Annotated in this window: 15 protein-coding genes; 8 read left to right on the forward strand and 7 right to left on the reverse strand. The window is 70.8% G+C overall.

Annotated elements, in window-relative coordinates:
- The first annotated feature begins 75 nt into the window (after positions 1–75).
- From HEP74_RS14155 to HEP74_RS14170, 4 genes are all read left to right on the forward strand, one after another.
- On the forward strand, positions 76–435 hold the full coding sequence (locus tag HEP74_RS14155; protein ID WP_185813420.1) for a hypothetical protein: 360 nt from the start codon (positions 76–78) through the stop codon (positions 433–435).
- Positions 436–633: 198 nt separating this feature from the next.
- Positions 634–2,343 carry a diguanylate cyclase gene (locus HEP74_RS14160; protein WP_185813421.1) on the forward strand — a complete coding sequence of 570 codons (1,710 nt, stop codon included), beginning with the start codon at positions 634–636 and terminating at the stop codon, positions 2,341–2,343.
- A gap of 212 nt (positions 2,344–2,555) precedes the next feature.
- On the forward strand, positions 2,556–3,101 hold the full coding sequence (locus tag HEP74_RS14165) for a bactofilin family protein (protein ID WP_185813422.1): 546 nt from the start codon (positions 2,556–2,558) through the stop codon (positions 3,099–3,101).
- On the forward strand, positions 3,098–3,466 hold the full coding sequence (locus HEP74_RS14170; RefSeq protein WP_184411379.1) for a hypothetical protein: 369 nt from the start codon (positions 3,098–3,100) through the stop codon (positions 3,464–3,466). Before HEP74_RS14165 ends, HEP74_RS14170 begins: the two co-directional genes overlap by 4 nt.
- A 576-nt stretch (positions 3,467–4,042) precedes the next feature.
- On the opposite strand, the gene HEP74_RS14175 is transcribed toward HEP74_RS14170, so the two are convergent.
- Complete coding sequence (locus tag HEP74_RS14175) at positions 4,043–5,698, reverse strand: acyl-CoA dehydrogenase family protein (RefSeq protein WP_524540798.1); 1,656 nt, start codon at positions 5,696–5,698, stop codon at positions 4,043–4,045.
- Between the two features lie 97 nt (positions 5,699–5,795).
- Between HEP74_RS14175 and HEP74_RS14180 the strand changes: the two genes are divergently transcribed.
- The 4 genes from HEP74_RS14180 to pdeM are packed head-to-tail and all read left to right on the forward strand — an operon-like array spanning position 5,796 to position 11,566.
- On the forward strand, positions 5,796–6,800 hold the full coding sequence (locus HEP74_RS14180) for a ligase-associated DNA damage response exonuclease (protein WP_185816646.1): 1,005 nt from the start codon (positions 5,796–5,798) through the stop codon (positions 6,798–6,800).
- Complete coding sequence (locus HEP74_RS14185) at positions 6,797–8,389, forward strand: ATP-dependent DNA ligase (RefSeq protein ID WP_185813424.1); 1,593 nt, start codon at positions 6,797–6,799, stop codon at positions 8,387–8,389. Before HEP74_RS14180 ends, HEP74_RS14185 begins: the two co-directional genes overlap by 4 nt.
- A complete protein-coding gene (locus HEP74_RS14190) occupies positions 8,386–10,926 on the forward strand; it encodes a ligase-associated DNA damage response DEXH box helicase (RefSeq protein WP_185813425.1) in 2,541 nt (846 codons plus the stop codon). The genes HEP74_RS14185 and HEP74_RS14190 overlap by 4 nt, the downstream gene beginning before the upstream one ends.
- A complete protein-coding gene (gene pdeM / locus HEP74_RS14195) occupies positions 10,916–11,566 on the forward strand; it encodes a ligase-associated DNA damage response endonuclease PdeM (protein ID WP_185813426.1) in 651 nt (216 codons plus the stop codon). Before HEP74_RS14190 ends, pdeM begins: the two co-directional genes overlap by 11 nt.
- Positions 11,567–11,743: 177 nt before the next feature.
- Here the strand turns inward: pdeM and HEP74_RS14200 are convergent, their stop codons facing one another.
- From HEP74_RS14200 to HEP74_RS14225, 6 genes are all read right to left on the reverse strand, one after another.
- The gene (locus HEP74_RS14200) at positions 11,744–13,021 is read right to left on the reverse strand and encodes an FAD-dependent oxidoreductase (RefSeq protein ID WP_185813427.1); all 1,278 of its coding nucleotides are present in this window, start codon (positions 13,019–13,021) and stop codon (positions 11,744–11,746) included.
- Positions 13,022–13,118: 97 nt separating this feature from the next.
- Positions 13,119–13,325 (reverse strand): transcription antiterminator/RNA stability regulator CspE, encoded by a 207-nt coding sequence (gene cspE / locus HEP74_RS14205; RefSeq protein ID WP_003488188.1) that lies wholly within the window; start codon positions 13,323–13,325, stop codon positions 13,119–13,121.
- 89 nt (positions 13,326–13,414) lie between these two features.
- Entirely contained in the window at positions 13,415–14,161 is a 747-nt protein-coding gene (locus tag HEP74_RS14210) for an S-methyl-5'-thioinosine phosphorylase (protein ID WP_524540742.1), read from the reverse strand.
- 73 nt (positions 14,162–14,234) lie between these two features.
- Positions 14,235–14,789, reverse strand: coding sequence for a hypoxanthine-guanine phosphoribosyltransferase (locus HEP74_RS14215; RefSeq protein WP_185813428.1), 555 nt, complete (start codon positions 14,787–14,789; stop codon positions 14,235–14,237).
- Complete coding sequence (gene nagZ, locus HEP74_RS14220) at positions 14,789–15,796, reverse strand: beta-N-acetylhexosaminidase (protein ID WP_185813429.1); 1,008 nt, start codon at positions 15,794–15,796, stop codon at positions 14,789–14,791. Before nagZ ends, HEP74_RS14215 begins: the two co-directional genes overlap by 1 nt.
- 140 nt (positions 15,797–15,936) lie before the next feature.
- Positions 15,937–16,614 carry a DsbA family oxidoreductase gene (locus tag HEP74_RS14225; RefSeq protein WP_185813430.1) on the reverse strand — a complete coding sequence of 226 codons (678 nt, stop codon included), beginning with the start codon at positions 16,612–16,614 and terminating at the stop codon, positions 15,937–15,939.
- Between the last annotated feature and the right edge of the window lie 87 nt (positions 16,615–16,701).

A 16,701-nucleotide genomic window follows, 5' to 3' on the forward strand; every position in this document is an offset into this window, starting at 1 on the left:
GATCGTCGGCATTGACACCGGCTGCATGCGCGCCCGCCTAGGCTGCGCCGCATCAACCCGCAATGGAGAACGCGCATGAACAAGACCCCGATCGTGGCAGTGGCCCTGCTGGGCGCCCTGGCGCTGGCCGCCTGCCAAGGCCCGGAAGCGCAGCAAGCGCAGCGCGACGCCAAGGTGGCTGCGGAGCAGACCGGCGAAGCAGCCAAGGAAGCTGCCGACCAGGCCGCGCAGACCGGCCACGAAATCGCCACCGACGCCCGCGACGCGGCGCACCGCGCCGCCAACTCCGAGGCGGTGCAGGATGCCTCGGCCGCTGCCAAGGAAGCCGCGGCCGACGCCAGCGAGGCCACCGCCAGCGCGGCGCAGAAGCTCGCCGACAAGGCGCGCGAGAACGCCAACGAAGATCCGCACAACGGCGACAAAGAGAAGCATTGATCGCACTCGCCCGCCGCACTCGCGCACTGCGCACGAGTGCGGCGGGTAGCGTGGCGGCGCCACGAACCGCGCCGCCACGTCCCCAGTAAAACCGGCGTTGCTGCGCCGATGTCGCAACCCGGCCGCGCCGTGGCGTGACCTACGCCACCTTTTGCACGCGAGGGTTCTGCCGATCCGGTCCCTGGTTACAATTCCCCCATGTCGACGTTCCAACGCGTGCGGATCAGAACCCGCCTAGCGCTTCTGTTCTCCGCCCTGGTCTTCGTCTCGATCGGGTTCGGGGTGTTTTCCGGCGCACAGCGTTCGATCTCCGATGCGGCGCGCGTGGCCCACACCCACCAGGTGCTGCGCAGCATCGACGAAGTGCAATCGACCCTGCTGCTGGCCGAAACCGCGGCGCGCGGCTACGAACTCACCGGCAACCAGGCCTACCTCAGCAACTACCGCGACAGCGCCGAACGCGTGCCGCGGCATCTGGCGCAGCTGCGCGGCCTGGTGGTCGACAACCCGGTACAGATCGCGAACCTGGACATCCTGCAGCGCCTGGTGCAGGCGCGGCTGACGCAGATGCAGCAGATGCTCGAGATCTACCAGCGCGACGGATTGGACGCGCTGCAACGCGCGATGGCGCCGAGCGTGTTCAAGGATTCCAGCGCGATCCGCGACCACGTGCAGCAGATGACCGAGCTGGAGCAACAACTGCTGCAAAGCCGCGACCGTTCCAACCAGCGCAGTTCCGATCTGCTGCTCGCACTGGCCCTGGCCGGGATTCCGTTCGGCCTGGGCAGCGTGGGCGTGGTCTACGCGTTGCTGTTCCGCGAATTGCGCAGCCGCAGCAACGCCGAGCAGGCCGCCTCGGTCGCCAACGAAAAGCTGGCCGCCAGTATCCGCGACCTGGAGCGCACCAGCGCCGATCTCAATGCGCTCAGCCGCTACACCGGTCTGCTGCAGAGCTGCGTGGATCCCAAGGAAGCGCTGGAGGTGACCGCGCGCATGCTCGCCGCGCTGATGCCCGACGCCGGCGGCAGCGTGTACCTGCTGCGCGCGTCGCGCGATCGCGCCGAATCCATCGTCGCCTGGGGCCAGGCGCCGGTGCGCAGCGAACCGGCGGTGGCGCCGGAGGAATGCTGGGCGCTGCGTCGCGATAAGGCGCACTTCGTGCACGCGCTGCGCCACGACTCGGCGTGCGCGCATCTGCTCGACGATCCGCAGGCGGTCGGTGCCAGCAGCGCCTGCATTCCGCTGTCCGCGCAGGGCACGCAGCTGGGCTTCGTGTTCCTGGCCGGTCCCGGCCCCGGGCCGCTGCCGCGCATCGCCATCGCCGAGGCTGCCGCCGAGCAGCTGTCGTTGGCGCTGAGCAACCTGCGCCTGCGCGAATCGCTGCGCATGCAGTCGATCCGCGACCCGCTCACCGGCCTGTTCAACCGCCGCTACCTGGAGGAGTCGCTGAACCACGAACTGGCGCGCTGCGCACGCCGCTCGGTGCCGCTGTCGCTGCTGATGCTGGACGTGGACCACTTCAAGCACTTCAACGACCTGCACGGCCATGGCGGCGGCGACAGCCTGCTCGCCGCGGTCGGACAGATGCTCGCCTCGCGGCTGCGCGGCGAGGACATCGCCTGCCGCTACGGCGGCGAGGAATTCACCGTGATCCTGCCGGAAACCGGCGCGGAGGCGGCGCTGGCGATCGCCGAGCAGATCCGCAGCGCCGCACAGCAGATGAGCACCACGCTGGACGGCAAGGCGCTGCCGGGCGTAACGCTCTCGATCGGGCTGGCCAGCTATTCGCGTGACGGCGTGGTCGCCACCACCCTGCTGCGCAAGGCCGATGCGGCGCTGTACCGGGCCAAGCGCAGCGGCCGCAACCAGGTGCAGCAGTTCGATCCGGCGCTGGACGGGATGGGCTGAGGCCAATCGCGTCCCAATGAGAAGGCGGAAGGCGCGCTGCGCCTGGGTGCCTGCCGCCCAGACCGCCGGATACGGCAAAGCGTCCCATTCGATCGCGCTGCAGGCCGTGGATCCGCTCGCGGCGTACGAAGCGCGCTTTAGCGATGGTTGTCACAAAACCTGAGCGGTAGAGCGGCGATAGTCCGGTTTCCCCCGACTGGAGACGTCTTCGCATGTCCATCTGGAAAGATCAGGGTACCCCGCGCAAGGATGGCCTGCCGCTGCCTGGCGCGCCCGGCGGCACCGCAGTGCCCGAGCCACGGCCGGTCACCGAACCGGCGCTCGGTGAATCCGCGGTCAGCGTCGCCGCGGCCGCTCCCCTCCCCGTACGCGCCGCAGCGCCGGCGGCAAAGGAGTCGCTGATCGCTGCCGACATCACCATCGAAGGCAAGATCGAAGGCACCGGCCACATCCGCATCGCCGGCAAGTTCAAGGGCGACGTCAACGTGCAGGGCGACCTGACCATCGAAACCGGGGCCAAGCTCAGCGGCGGCGTGCGCGCCAACAAGGTGATCATCGCCGGCGAGCTGGAAGGCAACATCGAATCGGCCTCGCAGGTGGAGTTGCTGGCCTCCGGCGCGCTGATTGGCGACGTCAAGGCCGGCTCGCTGACCGTGGCCTCCGGCGCGCGGATGCGCGGCCAGGCCGACTTCGGCTGGGAAGACGACAAGGGCCGCAAGGGTGGCAAGCCGACCACGGAGCCCGACGCCGGCGCATGAGCACGCCGCGTCCCGGCACTCCGGGGGCGACCCGGACCTGTCCCCACTGCAAGGCAACGATCCTGGAAAGCGCCAGCGTCTGCCCGGCCTGCAAACACCACCTGCGCTTCGACTCGGCGGTGCTGCAGCAATCGGCGGCGACCGCGACGGTGCCGCTGCGCGTGCAGGGCACCATCCAGCATCCTGCCGACGGCACCGCGTGGGAGTACACGGTGGTGGTGACGATCCGCAACGGCCGCGGCGAGGAAATCAAGCGCCAACTGGTCGGCGTCGGCGCGATGCTGGACGGCGAGGAACGCAGCTTCACCCTGTCGGTGGAGGCGACCCAGGCCAAGGGCGGCGGCAAGCGCGGGACGCGGCATTAGCCGTACTGGCTGACCAGACCCTCATCCGCCCCTTCGGGGCACCTTCTCCCGAAAGGGGGCCATGGTCCGCAGGGAGAAGGAACAGCCGCTAGCCCCTCTCCCACCGGGAGAGGGGTTGGGGTGAGGGTACGGCGCGAAGCGACTCGCGGAGTTTGAGTGCACGAGGCTGGCCCGTACCCTCATCCGCCCCTGCGGGGCACCTTCTCCCGATGGGAGAAGGAACAGCGACTAGCCCCTCTCCCATCGGGAGAGGGGTTGGGGTGAGGGTCCGGCGCGAAGCGACTCGCGGAGTTTGAGTGCACGAGGCTGGCCCGTACCCTCATCCGCCCCTGCGGGGCACCTTCTCCCGAAGGGAGAAGGAACAGCCGCTAGCCCCTCTCCCCTCGGGAGAGGGGTTGGGGTGAGTGTGCGGCGCGAAGCGTCTCGCGAAGTTTGGGTGCACGAGGCTGCGCCCGTACCCTCATCCGCCCCTGCGGGGCACCTTCTCCCGAGGGGAGAAGGAACAGCCGACTAGCCCCTCTCCCGCCGGAAGAGGGGTTGGGGTGAGGGTACGGCGCCCGCTGTCTCACCCACCAGTCAGGGCAACACCCGCGCCAACAGCTCTTCCACTGGCACATCCGCGTCCAGCGTCCCGAACGCCAGCCCGTGTGCGCCGGCCAGGCGACTGCGCACGAACGCCTCGGCAGCGGGACTGGCGCTGCGCAACAGCAGCGCCGCCTGCAATGCCAGCGCAATGCACTCGCTGATGCGGCGCGCGGCGTATTCGTCCACCTCGCCATTGCCGGCCAGCGGCGCGCGCAGTGCGTCCAGCGCGGTGTCGTAGTCCGCGTTCGCACCCGCCGCGGTCTCCAACTCGGCCAGCAGCGCCGCCGCGCTGGCCGGCTCGCGCGCCAGCGCACGCAGCACGTCCAGGCACTGGATGTTGCCGCTGCCTTCCCAGATCGAATTCAGCGGCGCCTGCCGGTACAGTCGCGGCAACATCGATTCCTCGACATAACCCGCACCGCCCAGGCATTCCTGCGCTTCGTTGACGAAGGCCGGCGCGCGCTTGCACAGCCAATACTTTCCCAGCGCGGTGGCGATACGCGCGAATGCGGCCTCGGCCGGATCGCGCTCGGCCGCATCCACCGCGCGCGCCACGCGCATGGCGAACGCGGTGGCGGCCTCGGACTCGATCGCCAGGTCGGCGAGCACGTTGCGCATCAGCGGCTGCTCGACCAGGCGCTTGCCGAACGCCACGCGGTGACGCGCGTGATGCAGCGCCTGCGCCAGCGCCATGCGCATCTGCGCGGCGGCGGCGAGCATGCAGTCCAGCCGGGTCAGCATCACCATGCCGATGATGCGCGCCACGCCGCGCCCTTCCGCGCCGATGCGCTGCGCCCAGGCGCCGGCGAATTCGACTTCGCTGGAGGCGTTGGACCAGTCGCCGAGCTTGTCCTTCAAGCGCATCAGCCGCAGCGCGTTGAGCCGGCCGTCGGGCAGGCGCCGCGGCAGCAGGAAGCAACTCAGCCCGCCCGGCGCCTGCGCCAGCACCAGGAAGCCATCGGACATCGGCGCGGAGAAGAACCACTTGTGCCCGACCAGCGCGTACTCGCCGTCGGCGCCCAGCGGCGTGGCGACGGTGGCGTTGCTGCGCACGTCCGAGCCGCCCTGCTTCTCGGTCATGCCCATGCCCAGGGTGATGCCGGCCTTGTCGGCGATCGGCACGTCGCGCGGGTCGTAGTGCGGCGCGGCGGCCTTGTCCGCCCAGTCGCGCAGCGCCGGTTCCTGGCGCAGCACCGCGACCGCGGCATGGGTCATCGTCAACGGACAGCTGGTGCCGGCCTCGGCCTGGTGATGCAGGTAGCTCAGCGCCGCCCGCGCCACATGCGCGCCCGGCTGCGGCGTGTGCCAGGACAGACCGGCCACACCGTGGGCCTTGGCCGCATCCAGCAGCTGGTGGTAGGCCGGATGGAATTCGACCGTGTCGATGCGCTGGCCGTAGCGGTCGTGCGTGCGCAGCCGCGGGCGGTCGCGATTGGCATCGAAGCCGAGCCGGTACAGCGTGTCGCCGGCGAGCGCGCCGTACTGCGCCAGCTGCGCGGCGAACGCCTCGCCACCCTCGCGCGCGACCGCGGCGCGCAGCACCGCATCGTCGCGCCACAGGTCGCGCGGCTCGAACGGCGGCGGCTGGTTGTCGACCACGTGCGTGGCGAAGACGGGCAGGTCCCGTTGCATGCATCTCCCTCCCAGAAGTGCGTGCCGCATTGTGGCCGATCCGCACGCGCGCGGTGAACCGCCCGGCGTGGATTCTCATCTCCTGCACAGCGCATTGGACACAGTGGCCGGCATGCCGAAACCCGTTTCCCAGGACCTGGTGGTGCTGCGCCCGGAAGGGCTGTACTGCCCCGCTGGCGACTTCCATATCGATCCCTGGCGGCCGGTGCCGCGCGCGGTCATCACCCATGGCCACGGCGACCACGCCCGTGCCGGCATGGGCGAATACCACTGCGCCGCCGCCGGTCTGCCGATCCTGCGCTGGCGCCTCGGCGACCAGGCCTACCGCGCCTACGACTACGGCGAACGCTTCACGCTGGGCGCAGCGACGGTGTCGCTGCATCCGGCTGGGCACGTGCTCGGCTCGGCGCAGGTGCGCATCGAAGTGGACGGCGAAGTGTGGGTGGCCTCGGGCGACTACAAACGCCAGCCCGACCCGACCTGCGCGGCGTTCGAAGTGGTGCGCTGCGACACCTTCATCACCGAGGCCACCTTCGGCCTGCCGGTGTACCGCTGGCCGGACACCGCCGCAGTGGCGCGCGAGATCGTCGCCTGGCGCCACGAATGCGCCGCGCGCGGCGAGGCCGCGGTGCTGTTCTGCTATGCGCTGGGCAAGGCGCAGCGGGTGCTGGCCGAACTGCAGCCGTGGGACGACCAACCGGCGCTGCTGCATGGCGCGGTCGCCGCCGGCGTGGCGGTGTACCGCGATGCCGGCGTCGCGATGCTGGACACGCACCCGGTCGCCGAGATGGACAAGCGCGCCGACTATGCCGGGCAGCTGGTGCTGGCGCCACCGTCGGCCGCGGGCAGCCCATGGCTGCGCCGCTTCCGCCATGCGCAACTCGGTTTCGCCTCCGGCTGGATGCGGTTGCGCGGCAACCGTCGCCGCCGCAACTACGACCGCGGCTTCGTGGTGTCCGATCATGCGGATTGGCCCGACCTGCTGCGCACCATCGAGGAAACCGGCGCGCGCCGGGTCATCGCCACGCATGGCAACACCGACGCGATCATCCGCGCCTTGAACGAACGCGGCGTCGCCGCCGAGGCGTTCCGCACCGACTACGGTGCCGAGGAATGAAGCGCTTCGCCGCGTTGTACCGGCAGCTGGACCAGAGCACCGCGACGCTGGACAAGCGCGCCGCGCTGGTCGCGTATTTCGAGCAGGCGCCACCGGCCGACGCGGCCTGGGCGATCTGGCTGCTGAGCGGCGGCAAGCTGCGACGCATCGCCAACACGCGCGAACTGCGCGAGTGGATCGCACAGGAAAGCGGCCTGCCCGGCTGGCTGGTGGACGACAGCTACGACCACGTCGGCGACCTCGCCGAAACCCTCACCTTGCTGCTCGACGATCCGGCCGCCGCCTCCGATCCGGCGCCGCTGCGCGACTGGATCGAGGAACGGCTGTTGCCGGTCGCCGCGCAGGACGAGGCCGCGCGCCATGCCGCGGTGCTCGCCGGCTGGCGCAGCCTGGCCTTCGACGAGCGCCTGCTGTTCAACAAGCTGCTGACCGGCGCGCTGCGCGTGGGCGTGTCGCAGCGGTTGGTGCAGCAGGCGCTGGCGGCGATGTCGGGCATCGACATCGCACGCATCGCGCAGCGCATGCTCGGCGCGTGGTCGCCGACTCCGGCCGCCTTGGAAGACCTGTTGTCGCACGAGGTGCTGGCCAGCGACCGCCAGCAGCCCTACCCGTTCTTCCTGGCCTCGCCGCTGGAAAACGACGTGGCCACGCTGGGCGCGATCGACGACTGGCAACTGGAATGGAAGTGGGACGGCATCCGCCTGCAGTTGATCCGCCGCGATGGCGAGGTGGCGCTGTGGTCGCGCGGCGAAGAACGCCTGGACGGCCGTTTCCCCGAGATCGAGACCGCCGCGGCCACGCTGCCGCGCGATGCGGTGATCGACGGCGAACTGCTGGGCTGGCGCGACGGCGACGCCGCGCCGCTGCCGTTCACCGCGCTGCAGACCCGCATCCAGCGCCGCAAGCCCAGCGCCAAGACACTGGCCGACACGCCAGCGCGCGTGCTCGCCTACGACCTGCTGGAACTGGACGGCATCGACCTGCGCGAACAGCCGCTGGCGCAGCGCCGCGCGCAACTGCAGGCCTTGCTCGACGCGCATGCCGATCCGCGCATCGTGCTGTCGCCGCTGGTGCAGCCCGCGTCGTGGGAAGACGCCGCGACGCTGCGCGAGGATTCGCGCGAGCGCGGCGTGGAAGGGCTGATGCTCAAACGCGCCGCGTCGCCCTACCAATCAGGGCGCCGCCGCGGCGACTGGTGGAAATGGAAGATCGAACCGCTGACCATCGACGCGGTGCTGCTGTACGCACAGGCCGGCCACGGCCGCCGCAGTACGCTGTACACCGACTACACCTTCGGGCTGTGGGACGGCGAGCAGTTGGTGCCGGTGGCGAAGGCGTATTCGGGCCTGGACGACAGCGAGATCCTGGCGCTGGACCGCTGGATCCGCGCGCACACCACCGAGCGCTTCGGCCCGGTACGCGCGGTGACGCCGTACCACGTGTTCGAACTCGGCTTCGAAGCGGTGAACAAGAGCAGCCGGCACAAGTCCGGCATCGCGGTGCGTTTCCCGCGCATCCTGCGCTGGCGCCACGACAAGCCGTTCACCGAGGCCGACCGGCTCACCACGCTGCAGGCGCTGGCGCGATGACCACGGCGCAGGCGCGCAAGCGCCCGGCCGATGCGCCGCTGTACGCATGGTTCGCCGCGCAAGGCTGGCAACCGCTGCCGTTCCAGCGCGACCTGTGGCGGCACTACCTGGACGGCGGCTCGGGCCTGTTGCACACGCCCACCGGCAGCGGCAAGACCCTGGCCGCGTTCGGCGGCCCGCTGCTGGAAGGCCTGCGCGAACAGGCCGCGCGGCAGGCGGCGGCAAACAAGCGGCCGCGGCGCGCGAAGGCAGCCGCTGCCGACAAGGCCGTGTCGACACCTAGGTCGCGCCGCCAAGCGCAGCGCGACCTGAAAGTGCTGTGGATCACCCCGCTGCGCGCGCTCGCCGCCGATACCTTGCGCGCGTTGCGCGAACCGGCGCAAGCGCTGGGCCTGGACTGGCAGATCGGCCTGCGCACCGGCGACGCCAGCGCACGCGACAAGCGCCTGGCGCGCAGCGGCAAGCTCGACGTGCTGGTGACCACGCCCGAATCGCTGGCGCTGCTGCTGTCCTATCCCGACACCGCGCCGCAGCTGGCGACACTGCGCTGCGTGATCGTCGACGAATGGCACGAGCTGCTCGGCAACAAGCGCGGCGTGCTGCTGCAGCTGTGCCTGGCGCGGCTGCGCGCCTGGGCGCCGGCGCTGCGCAGCTGGGGATTGTCGGCCACGCTAGGCAACCTGGACGAGGCGCGCGACGTGCTGCTGCCGCATGTGCCGAACGCGCCGATCGTGGCCGGGGTCAAGCCGCGCACGCTGACCCTGGAAACGCTGACCCCGGCCAGCGGCGAGCGCTTCCCCTGGGCCGGCCACCTCGGCCTGGCGCAACTGCCGCGTGTACTGGAAAAACTGTTCGCGGTGCGCACCAGCCTACTGTTCACCAACACCCGAGCGCAGGCCGAGCTGTGGCACCAGGCGCTGGAATCGGTGTGGCCCGAGGAAGCGCAGAGCCTGGCCCTGCACCACGGCTCGCTGGATCCGGCGCTGCGCCGCGCCGCCGAGCAGGGCCTGCGCGACGGCAGCCTGCGCTGCGTGGTCGCGACCTCAAGCCTGGACCTGGGCGTGGATTTTCCCGCGGTCGACCAGGTCCTGCAGATCGGCAGTCCGAAGGGCGTGGCGCGGCTGCTGCAGCGCGCCGGCCGCGCCAGGCACCGGCCCGGCGAGGCGGGCCATGTGCTGTGCGTGCCCACGCATGCGCTGGAGCTGGTCGAGTACGCCGCCGCGCGCCGCGCCATCGCCCACGGCCGCATCGAGTCGCGCCCTTCCCCGCGGCTGTCGCTGGACGTACTGGCGCAGCATTGCGTGAGCTGCGCGCTGGGCGGCGGTTTCCGCGCCGAGGCGTTGTTCGACGAAGTCCGCGGCACGGCCGCGTTCGCCGCGCTCGATGCGCCGACCTGGGCCGCGGTGCTGGAGTTCGTCGTGCAGGGCGGCCGCGCGCTGGCGCAGTACCCGGACTACCGCAAGGTGGTGCTCGACGAAGACGGCGTGTACCGCGTGCACGACCGCCGCATCGCGCTGCGCCACCGGCTGTCGATCGGCACCATCACCAGCGACGGCAGCGTCGCGGTGCGCTTCCTGCGCGGGGGCCGGCTCGGCGCGGTGGAAGAACAGTTCGTCGGCCGCCTGCGCCGCGGCGACCGTTTCCAGTTCGCCGGGCGCCTGCTGGAGCTGGTGCGGCTGGAAGACATGACCGCCTACGTGCGCCTGGCCAAGGGCGGCGACGGCAGCGTGCCGAAATGGATGGGCGGGCGCATGCCGCTGTCCTCGGCGCTGGCGCATGAAGTGGAGGCGGTGTTCGCCGAACCGCGGGGCGAGGAGGAACTGCGCGCCTTGGCGCCGCTGCTCGGCCTGCAGCGCGCGTTGTCGGCGCTGCCGTCGCCGCAGCGGCTGCTGGTGGAAAGCGTGCGCGCCCGCGATGGCCGCCACGTGTTCGTCTACCCGTTCGCAGGGCGCCAGGTGCACGAAGGCCTGGCCGCGCTGCTGGCGCTGCGCTGGGGCCGCCACCAGCGCAACACTTTCAGCTTCGCCGCCAACGATTACGGGCTGGTGCTGTCGCCGGCGCAGGAGGTCGCCACCGACGCCGCCCTGCTGCGCGAACTGCTCAGCCCCGAGCACCTGTTCGAGGACCTGCGCGAAAGCCTCAACCTGGGCGAACTGGCGCGGCGCCAGTTCCGCGAGATCGCGCGCGTGTCCGGCCTGCTGCCGCCGAGCCTGCCCGGCGGCACGCCGCGCAGCCTGCGCCAACTGCAGGCTTCCAGCGGCCTGCTGTACGACGTGCTGAGCCGCTTCGATCCCGGGCACCTGCTGCTGGCGCAGGCCGAACGCGAAGTGCTGCAGGGCGAAATGGAGCTGACCCGGCTCGCCGCCACCCTGCACGACTGCGCCGCGCGCGAACTGGCCGTGTACACGCCGCGCAGCCTGACCCCGCTGTCGTTTCCGCTGTGGGCCGAGAGCATCCGCGGCCAGCTCAGCACCGAGGACTGGAAGGCGCGGGTGATGCGCGCCGCCGCGCAGCTGGAACAACGCCATGCGCGCTGAACTGGACTGGCGCCTAGCCGGCGAGCCGATGACCCTGCTTGGCGAGCGCGCGTTGTACTGGCCGGCGCGCCAGCGGCTGCTGATCGCCGACCTGCACCTGGGCAAGGCCGACGTGTTCCGCCGCGCCGGCATCGGCCTGCCCAGCGGCGGCACCGCACTCGACCTGCAACGGCTCGCGACGCTGCTGCAGGCGCAGGCGGCGCAGGAACTGTGGATCCTCGGCGACGTGCTGCACGGCGCCGCGTCGGCGGCCGCCTGGCAGCGCGACTGGCACGCCTGGCGTGAGGCACATCCACAGTTGCGCGTGGCCGCGATCGCCGGCAACCACGACCGCGCGCTGGCCGGCGCCGGATTGGACATCGCACTGCTCGGCGAACAGGTCGAGGACGGCCCGTTCGCGCTGCGCCACGATCCGGTGCCGCACGCGCAGCTGCACGTGCTGTGCGGGCACCTGCATCCGCTGGCGAAACTGCCCGGGCTGCGCCCGCGCTGGCCGGCCTTCTGGCTGCGCGAACGGATGACGGTGCTGCCCGCGTTCTCGCAGTTCACCGCCGGCGTGGCGCCGGTGCTGGAGGCGGGGGAACGCCTGGTCGCCTGCGTCGAAGGCGCGGTGCTGGCGTTGCCGGTGGCGATGCAATAGCGCGCGGCCCTGGAGACTCGGATCGCCCGCTGTGGGAGGGACTTCAGTCCCGACGCGTTATCAGTAAAACGTCGGGACTGAAGTCCCTCCCACAAAGAAGCGACGGCGCCGCAGCATCGCAACAGGCCGGCCGATCGCAGAAACGAAGTCGGTCGCCACCTGCACGAATACGCTGGCTCACTGCACCTGTTCGCCCTGCGCCGGCCCCGCCGCAATCGGTGGCAATGCCGCCGCCTGCGCCAACACCTGCAGAAATCCCGGCTCCAGCGGCAGCTTGCCGAACCAGCCGTGCTGGGTGCCGCTGAGCACCCGCAACATGTGCCCGCGCCCACCGGGCATGCGCCCGGCCGGCAGCATGCCGAGGTCGCGCACGCGCGCCACCAGGTCGCGTTCGGACTGGAACAGCGGGGTCAGCCAACGGCTCCAGAACTGGTACACCGCCACGTGCGCATGCCGTTGCGCCTGGTAGCGCGCCAGCGCCGCGTCCAGGTCTGGCGCTTCGCGCAAGCTCTCGCTCAACACCCACGCATCCATCAGCGCCATGTTCACGCCCTGCCCCAGCTGCGGGCTCATCGAATGCGCCGCGTCGCCGGCCAGCACCAGGCGGCCGCGGTACCAGCGCTGCTGCACCGCATCGCGATAGCTGGCGCGCGCCAGTTGCGCCGGTGCGCACACCTGCGCCAGGCGCTCGCGCGCCTGCGGCCACAGCTGCGCGACCTCGTCCAGCCACGCGTCCATGCCGCGCGCCTGCCAGGCATCGAAATCGGCGGTGGGCAGGCTCCAGAAGAAACTCATGCGCGGCTCGGGATCGCCGGGGCGGGTACCGACCGGCAGCAGCCCTATCATCTTGCGCGCGGCCACGTAGCGCTGGCGCAGTTCGTCGGCGAAGGCCCAGTCGCCGCGCGGCAGCAAGCACCACAGCGCGCCCCACGGATAGACCCGGTCCAAGCGCGTGCCCTGCACCTGCGCGCGCAACGCCGAGGCCGAACCGTCACTGGCGATCACCAAGTCGAACGGGCCATGCCAGCGCCCGTGCTGGTCCTGCACCCGGCGCAGGCCGTCGTCGATGGCGACGATGCGCGTGTCGCGCTGCAGCTCGGCATAGCCGTCCCATGCCTGCGCCAAAAGTGAGAACAAGGCGCCGCGCTGCATGCCCAGGCCGAACAGGCGCGTGTCCAGGTCGCGGTAGCGCATGTCCATCACCGCGCGGCCGCACGGCGTTTCGCCGTACAGGCGGCGCACCGGCGCGCCATGCGCCAGCGCCTGCTCGAGCAGGCCGATCCGCCACAACACTTGCAACCCGGTCGGCTGCAGCAGGAAACCGGCGCCGACCGGACCCGGTTGCGGCGCGCGCTCGAACACCTGCACCCGATGGCCGTCGCGCGCCAGCAGCAGCGCCAGGGCCTGGCCCGCCGTGCCGTAGCCGACGATGCCGATCTGCATCCGTTGCTTCATCGCATCCACTGATTGCGGGCGACACCGCGGCGGTATCGCCATCCATAAAAAACCCCGCCGAAGCGGGGCTCAAAAACAGCTCAGCCGAGCAAGTGAGTTACTCGACAGGCGTAATATTGGAGGCCTGCGCGCCCTTCGGACCCTGGGTCACGTCATAGCTGACACGCTGTCCTTCCTGCAGGCTGCGGAAGCCCTTGGAATTGATCGCGGAGAAGTGCGCGAATACATCGGCGCTGCCGTCTTCCGGTGAAATAAAGCCAAATCCCTTGGCGTCGTTGAACCACTTGACGGTACCGTTCGGCATGGTGATGCGAGACCTTGTGCAATGAATGGGTGGTGGTTGTGCGGCAGCCCGCACCGGCGGAGTATGCAAAGCTTGAGCAACGATGACAATCACCCGCGCGCCAGTTCCCCGATCAGCTCCGGCAGCCCCGCCGACGCCGCCTCCACATTCGCCAGCACCTCGGCCAGGGTGATTTCCTGTGCGTCGCCGCAGCCCGCGGCCCAGTTGGCCACGATCGCCAAACACACGTATTCCAGGCCCAATTCGCGCGCCAGGCCCGCTTCCGGCATGCCGGTCATGCCGACCAGATCGCAGCCGTCGCGGCGCAGCCGCGCGATCTCTGCAATCGTTTCCAGTCGTGGTCCCTGGGTGGCGCCGTAGCAGCCACCATCGACCACCGCGGCGCCGGTCACGCGCGCGGCGGCCAGCACCTTGCTGCGCAGCATCGGCGAATACGGATGGCCGAAATCCACGTGCAGCACCTCGCTGCCCGGCTCCTCGCTGAGCGTGGAGACGCGGCCCCAGGTGTAGTCGATCAACTGGTCCGGGCAGGCCAGCACGCGCGGTCCGAAGCGCTCGCCGATGCCGCCGACGGTGTTGAGCGCGAGCACCCGCGTGGCACCGATTTGCTGCAGCGCCGCAAGGTTCGCGCGGTAATTGATCTTGTGCGGCGGCAGCGAATGGCCCTCGCCGTGCCGGGCCAGGAATGCGACCCGGTGGCCGAGCAGCGTGCCGATGCGGATCGGCCCGGACGGGCTGCCATAACGGGTGTCGACCTGGCGGGTCTCCACGTCGTCCAGTTGTGCGAGTTTGTAGACGCCGGTGCCGCCGATCACGGCCAGTGCGATGTTGTCCATGCGGATCCTCGAATCAGAACGTGCGCGAACGCCGGCCGCGACGGCCGGCGAGAGATGGAAAAGGCGCGGCGCCTTATTCCTTCATCGCGTAGATCGCCGGCAGGTTGCGCAGGCCTTCGTTGACGTCCATGCCGAAGCCGAACACGTAGCGGTCGGGCACGTCCACGCCCACGTAGTCGGCGCTGACGCCGTCCACGCAGCGCTCGTGGCGCTTGACCGTCAGCGCCGCGATGCGCACGTCGGTGGCGCCCTGCTCCAGGCACCATTGGCGCACCGCCAGCAGGGTCAGGCCTTCGTCGAGGATGTCGTCGAGCAGCAGCACGCGGCGCCCGTACAGCGCGGTGGCCGGGCGGTGCTTCCACACCAGCTCACCGCCGACGGTCTCGCCGCGGTAGCGAGTGGCGTGCAGGTAATCCAGTTGCAGGTCCTGGCCGCGTGCGCCCAGTTCCAGCGCCAGTTGCCCGGCGAACGGCAGCGCGCCGTGCATGATGGTCAGGTAGACCGGGATCTCGCCGCGGTAGTCGGCGGCGATGGCGTCGGCCATGCGCGCGATGGCCTGGTCGAGTTGCGGACGATCGACCAGCAGGTCGGCCTGGGCCAGGGCCTGGGCGATGGTGAGAGTGGACATCAGGCGGTTTTTCCGAGGGTTGCGAGCAAGTGGGATTGGGTGTGGCCGTAGCGGGCATCGGCGAGCAGGCCGTCCCAGCCGAGGGCGCCGCGGCCGATCAGGCCGAGCAGCGCGGCGGTATTGAGCGGGCGGTCGCGCACGGCCTGCAGCGATTCTTCGACCAGTTCGGGATGGCAGACCAGGACCACGTCGCAGCCGGCATCCAGGTGCGCGGACACGCGCGCGGCGACACCGCCGGCAGCGAACGAGGCGGCCATGCCGATGTCGTCGGAGAACACCACGCCGCGGAAGCCCAGTTCCTGGCGCAGGATCTGCTGGATCCAGCGCGGCGAATAGCCGGCCGGTTCCGGCGCCACCTGCGGGTAGACCACGTGCGCCATCATCACCGCATCGGCGCCGGCGGCGATGCCGGCGGCGAACGGCAGCAGGTCTTCCTGGCGCAGCACCTCGAGCGGGCGCGGATCCTCGGCATTGTCGACGTGGGTGTCTTCCAGCACCGTGCCGTGGCCGGGGAAGTGCTTGAGCGTGGCCGCCATGCCGACGCTGTGCATGCCGCGCACATAGGCGCCGGTGAACGCGGCCACCACCTGCGGATCGTCGCTGAAGGCGCGGTCGCCGATCGCGCGGTTGCCGCGCGCCAGATCCACCACCGGGGCGAAGCTCAGGTCCACGCCGCTGGCGCGCACCTCGCTGGCCATCAGCCAGGCATGCTGCTCGGCCAGCGCCAGCGCCGCATCGCGATCGCGCGCATACAGCGCGCCGAAGCCGTGCAGCGGCGGCAAGGCGCTATAGCCCTCGCGGAAGCGCTGCACGCGCCCGCCCTCCTGGTCCACGCAGATCAGCTGCGGCCGCGGCGCCGCGGCGCGGATCGCCGCGGTCAGCTCCACCAGCTGCGCCTTGGAGGCGAAGTTGCGCTTGAACAGGACCACGCCTGCGACGGCATCGTGCTGCAGCCAGTCGCGTTCCTGGGCGGTGAGTTCGGTACCGGCGACGCCGATCGCGAGCATGCGGGGATTCTCCTGCCAGCGCTGTTCAGCGCGCCTGGGCGGCATTGTCGCAGATGCCGGCGCCGGCGGCAGGCCGACGCGGCGGCATACGCTGCCAATGCGTGCTGGTGGGCGCGCCAGGTTGCCGTGGTGTGACCGGTCTACACCGCGCAGCCGTCGGGGCCGCAGTCCTGCGCCGCATCCGGCGCCGGCGGCAGCAGGCCACGCAGGGCCTCGGCGAACGCCTCCGGCGGCTGCGCGCCCTGGATCGCGTGGCGGCCGTCGATGACATAGGTCGGCACCGCGCGGATCCCCATCGCCTGCGCCTGCTGCAACTGCGCCTGGATCTCGGCCAGGCCCTCGTCGCCATCCAGCAGCGCCTGCACCCGCGCCGCGGTCAGCCCGCCGGCGGCGCCGGCGTCGATCAGCGTGCCGGTCTCGGCCAGGTTGCGGCCTTCGGCGAAATGCGCGTGGAACAGCGCCTCGGCCACCGCCTCGGCGTCGCCTTCGCGCGCGGCCAGCCACAGCAAGCGGTGCGCCGGCAGCGTGGTCACCCGTACCTGCCCGCGATCGAAGTCGAACGGCAGCCCCTCGGCGCGCGCGGTGGCCTGGGTCTGCGCCAGGATCTGCTCGGTACGCGCGGCGCCGCCGAACTTGGCTTCATAGGCCTTGCGCAGCGGCACCGGCTCGGTGCCGGCATCGGGATCGAGCAGGTAGGGATGCCAGTGGATCTCCAGCGCCGGCGCATCCGCGCCGAGCGCCGCGATGCCTTGCTGCAACCGGCGCTTGCCGATCCAGCACCAGGGGCAGACTACGTCGGACCAGATATCGAGGCGCATAGGGCGGGGATTCGGGATTCGAGATTGGGGATTCGCAAAAGCATAAACCCGATCGCCGCACGTGGCCCGCTTTTGCGAATCCCTAAT

Source organism: Xanthomonas sp. SS, from assembly GCF_014236835.1.
In the GTDB taxonomy this organism is placed as follows: domain Bacteria; phylum Pseudomonadota; class Gammaproteobacteria; order Xanthomonadales; family Xanthomonadaceae; genus Xanthomonas_A.

Excerpts from the sequence above, each read along its gene's own strand:
- HEP74_RS14155 (WP_185813420.1), top strand. The coding sequence starts at position 76 with ATGAACAAGACCCCGATCGTGGCAGTGGCCCTGCTGGGCGCCCTGGCG.
- HEP74_RS14160 (WP_185813421.1), top strand. The coding sequence starts at position 634 with ATGTCGACGTTCCAACGCGTGCGGATCAGAACCCGCCTAGCGCTTCTG.
- HEP74_RS14165 (WP_185813422.1), top strand. The coding sequence starts at position 2,556 with ATGTCCATCTGGAAAGATCAGGGTACCCCGCGCAAGGATGGCCTGCCG.
- HEP74_RS14170 (WP_184411379.1), top strand. The coding sequence starts at position 3,098 with ATGAGCACGCCGCGTCCCGGCACTCCGGGGGCGACCCGGACCTGTCCC.
- HEP74_RS14180 (WP_185816646.1), top strand. The coding sequence starts at position 5,796 with ATGCCGAAACCCGTTTCCCAGGACCTGGTGGTGCTGCGCCCGGAAGGG.
- HEP74_RS14185 (WP_185813424.1), top strand. The coding sequence starts at position 6,797 with ATGAAGCGCTTCGCCGCGTTGTACCGGCAGCTGGACCAGAGCACCGCG.
- HEP74_RS14190 (WP_185813425.1), top strand. The coding sequence starts at position 8,386 with ATGACCACGGCGCAGGCGCGCAAGCGCCCGGCCGATGCGCCGCTGTAC.
- pdeM (WP_185813426.1), top strand. The coding sequence starts at position 10,916 with ATGCGCGCTGAACTGGACTGGCGCCTAGCCGGCGAGCCGATGACCCTG.
- HEP74_RS14200 (WP_185813427.1), bottom strand. The coding sequence starts at position 13,021 with ATGAAGCAACGGATGCAGATCGGCATCGTCGGCTACGGCACGGCGGGC.
- cspE (WP_003488188.1), bottom strand. The coding sequence starts at position 13,325 with ATGCCGAACGGTACCGTCAAGTGGTTCAACGACGCCAAGGGATTTGGC.
- HEP74_RS14210 (WP_524540742.1), bottom strand. The coding sequence starts at position 14,161 with ATGGACAACATCGCACTGGCCGTGATCGGCGGCACCGGCGTCTACAAA.
- HEP74_RS14215 (WP_185813428.1), bottom strand. The coding sequence starts at position 14,789 with ATGTCCACTCTCACCATCGCCCAGGCCCTGGCCCAGGCCGACCTGCTG.
- nagZ (WP_185813429.1), bottom strand. The coding sequence starts at position 15,796 with ATGCTCGCGATCGGCGTCGCCGGTACCGAACTCACCGCCCAGGAACGC.
- HEP74_RS14225 (WP_185813430.1), bottom strand. The coding sequence starts at position 16,614 with ATGCGCCTCGATATCTGGTCCGACGTAGTCTGCCCCTGGTGCTGGATC.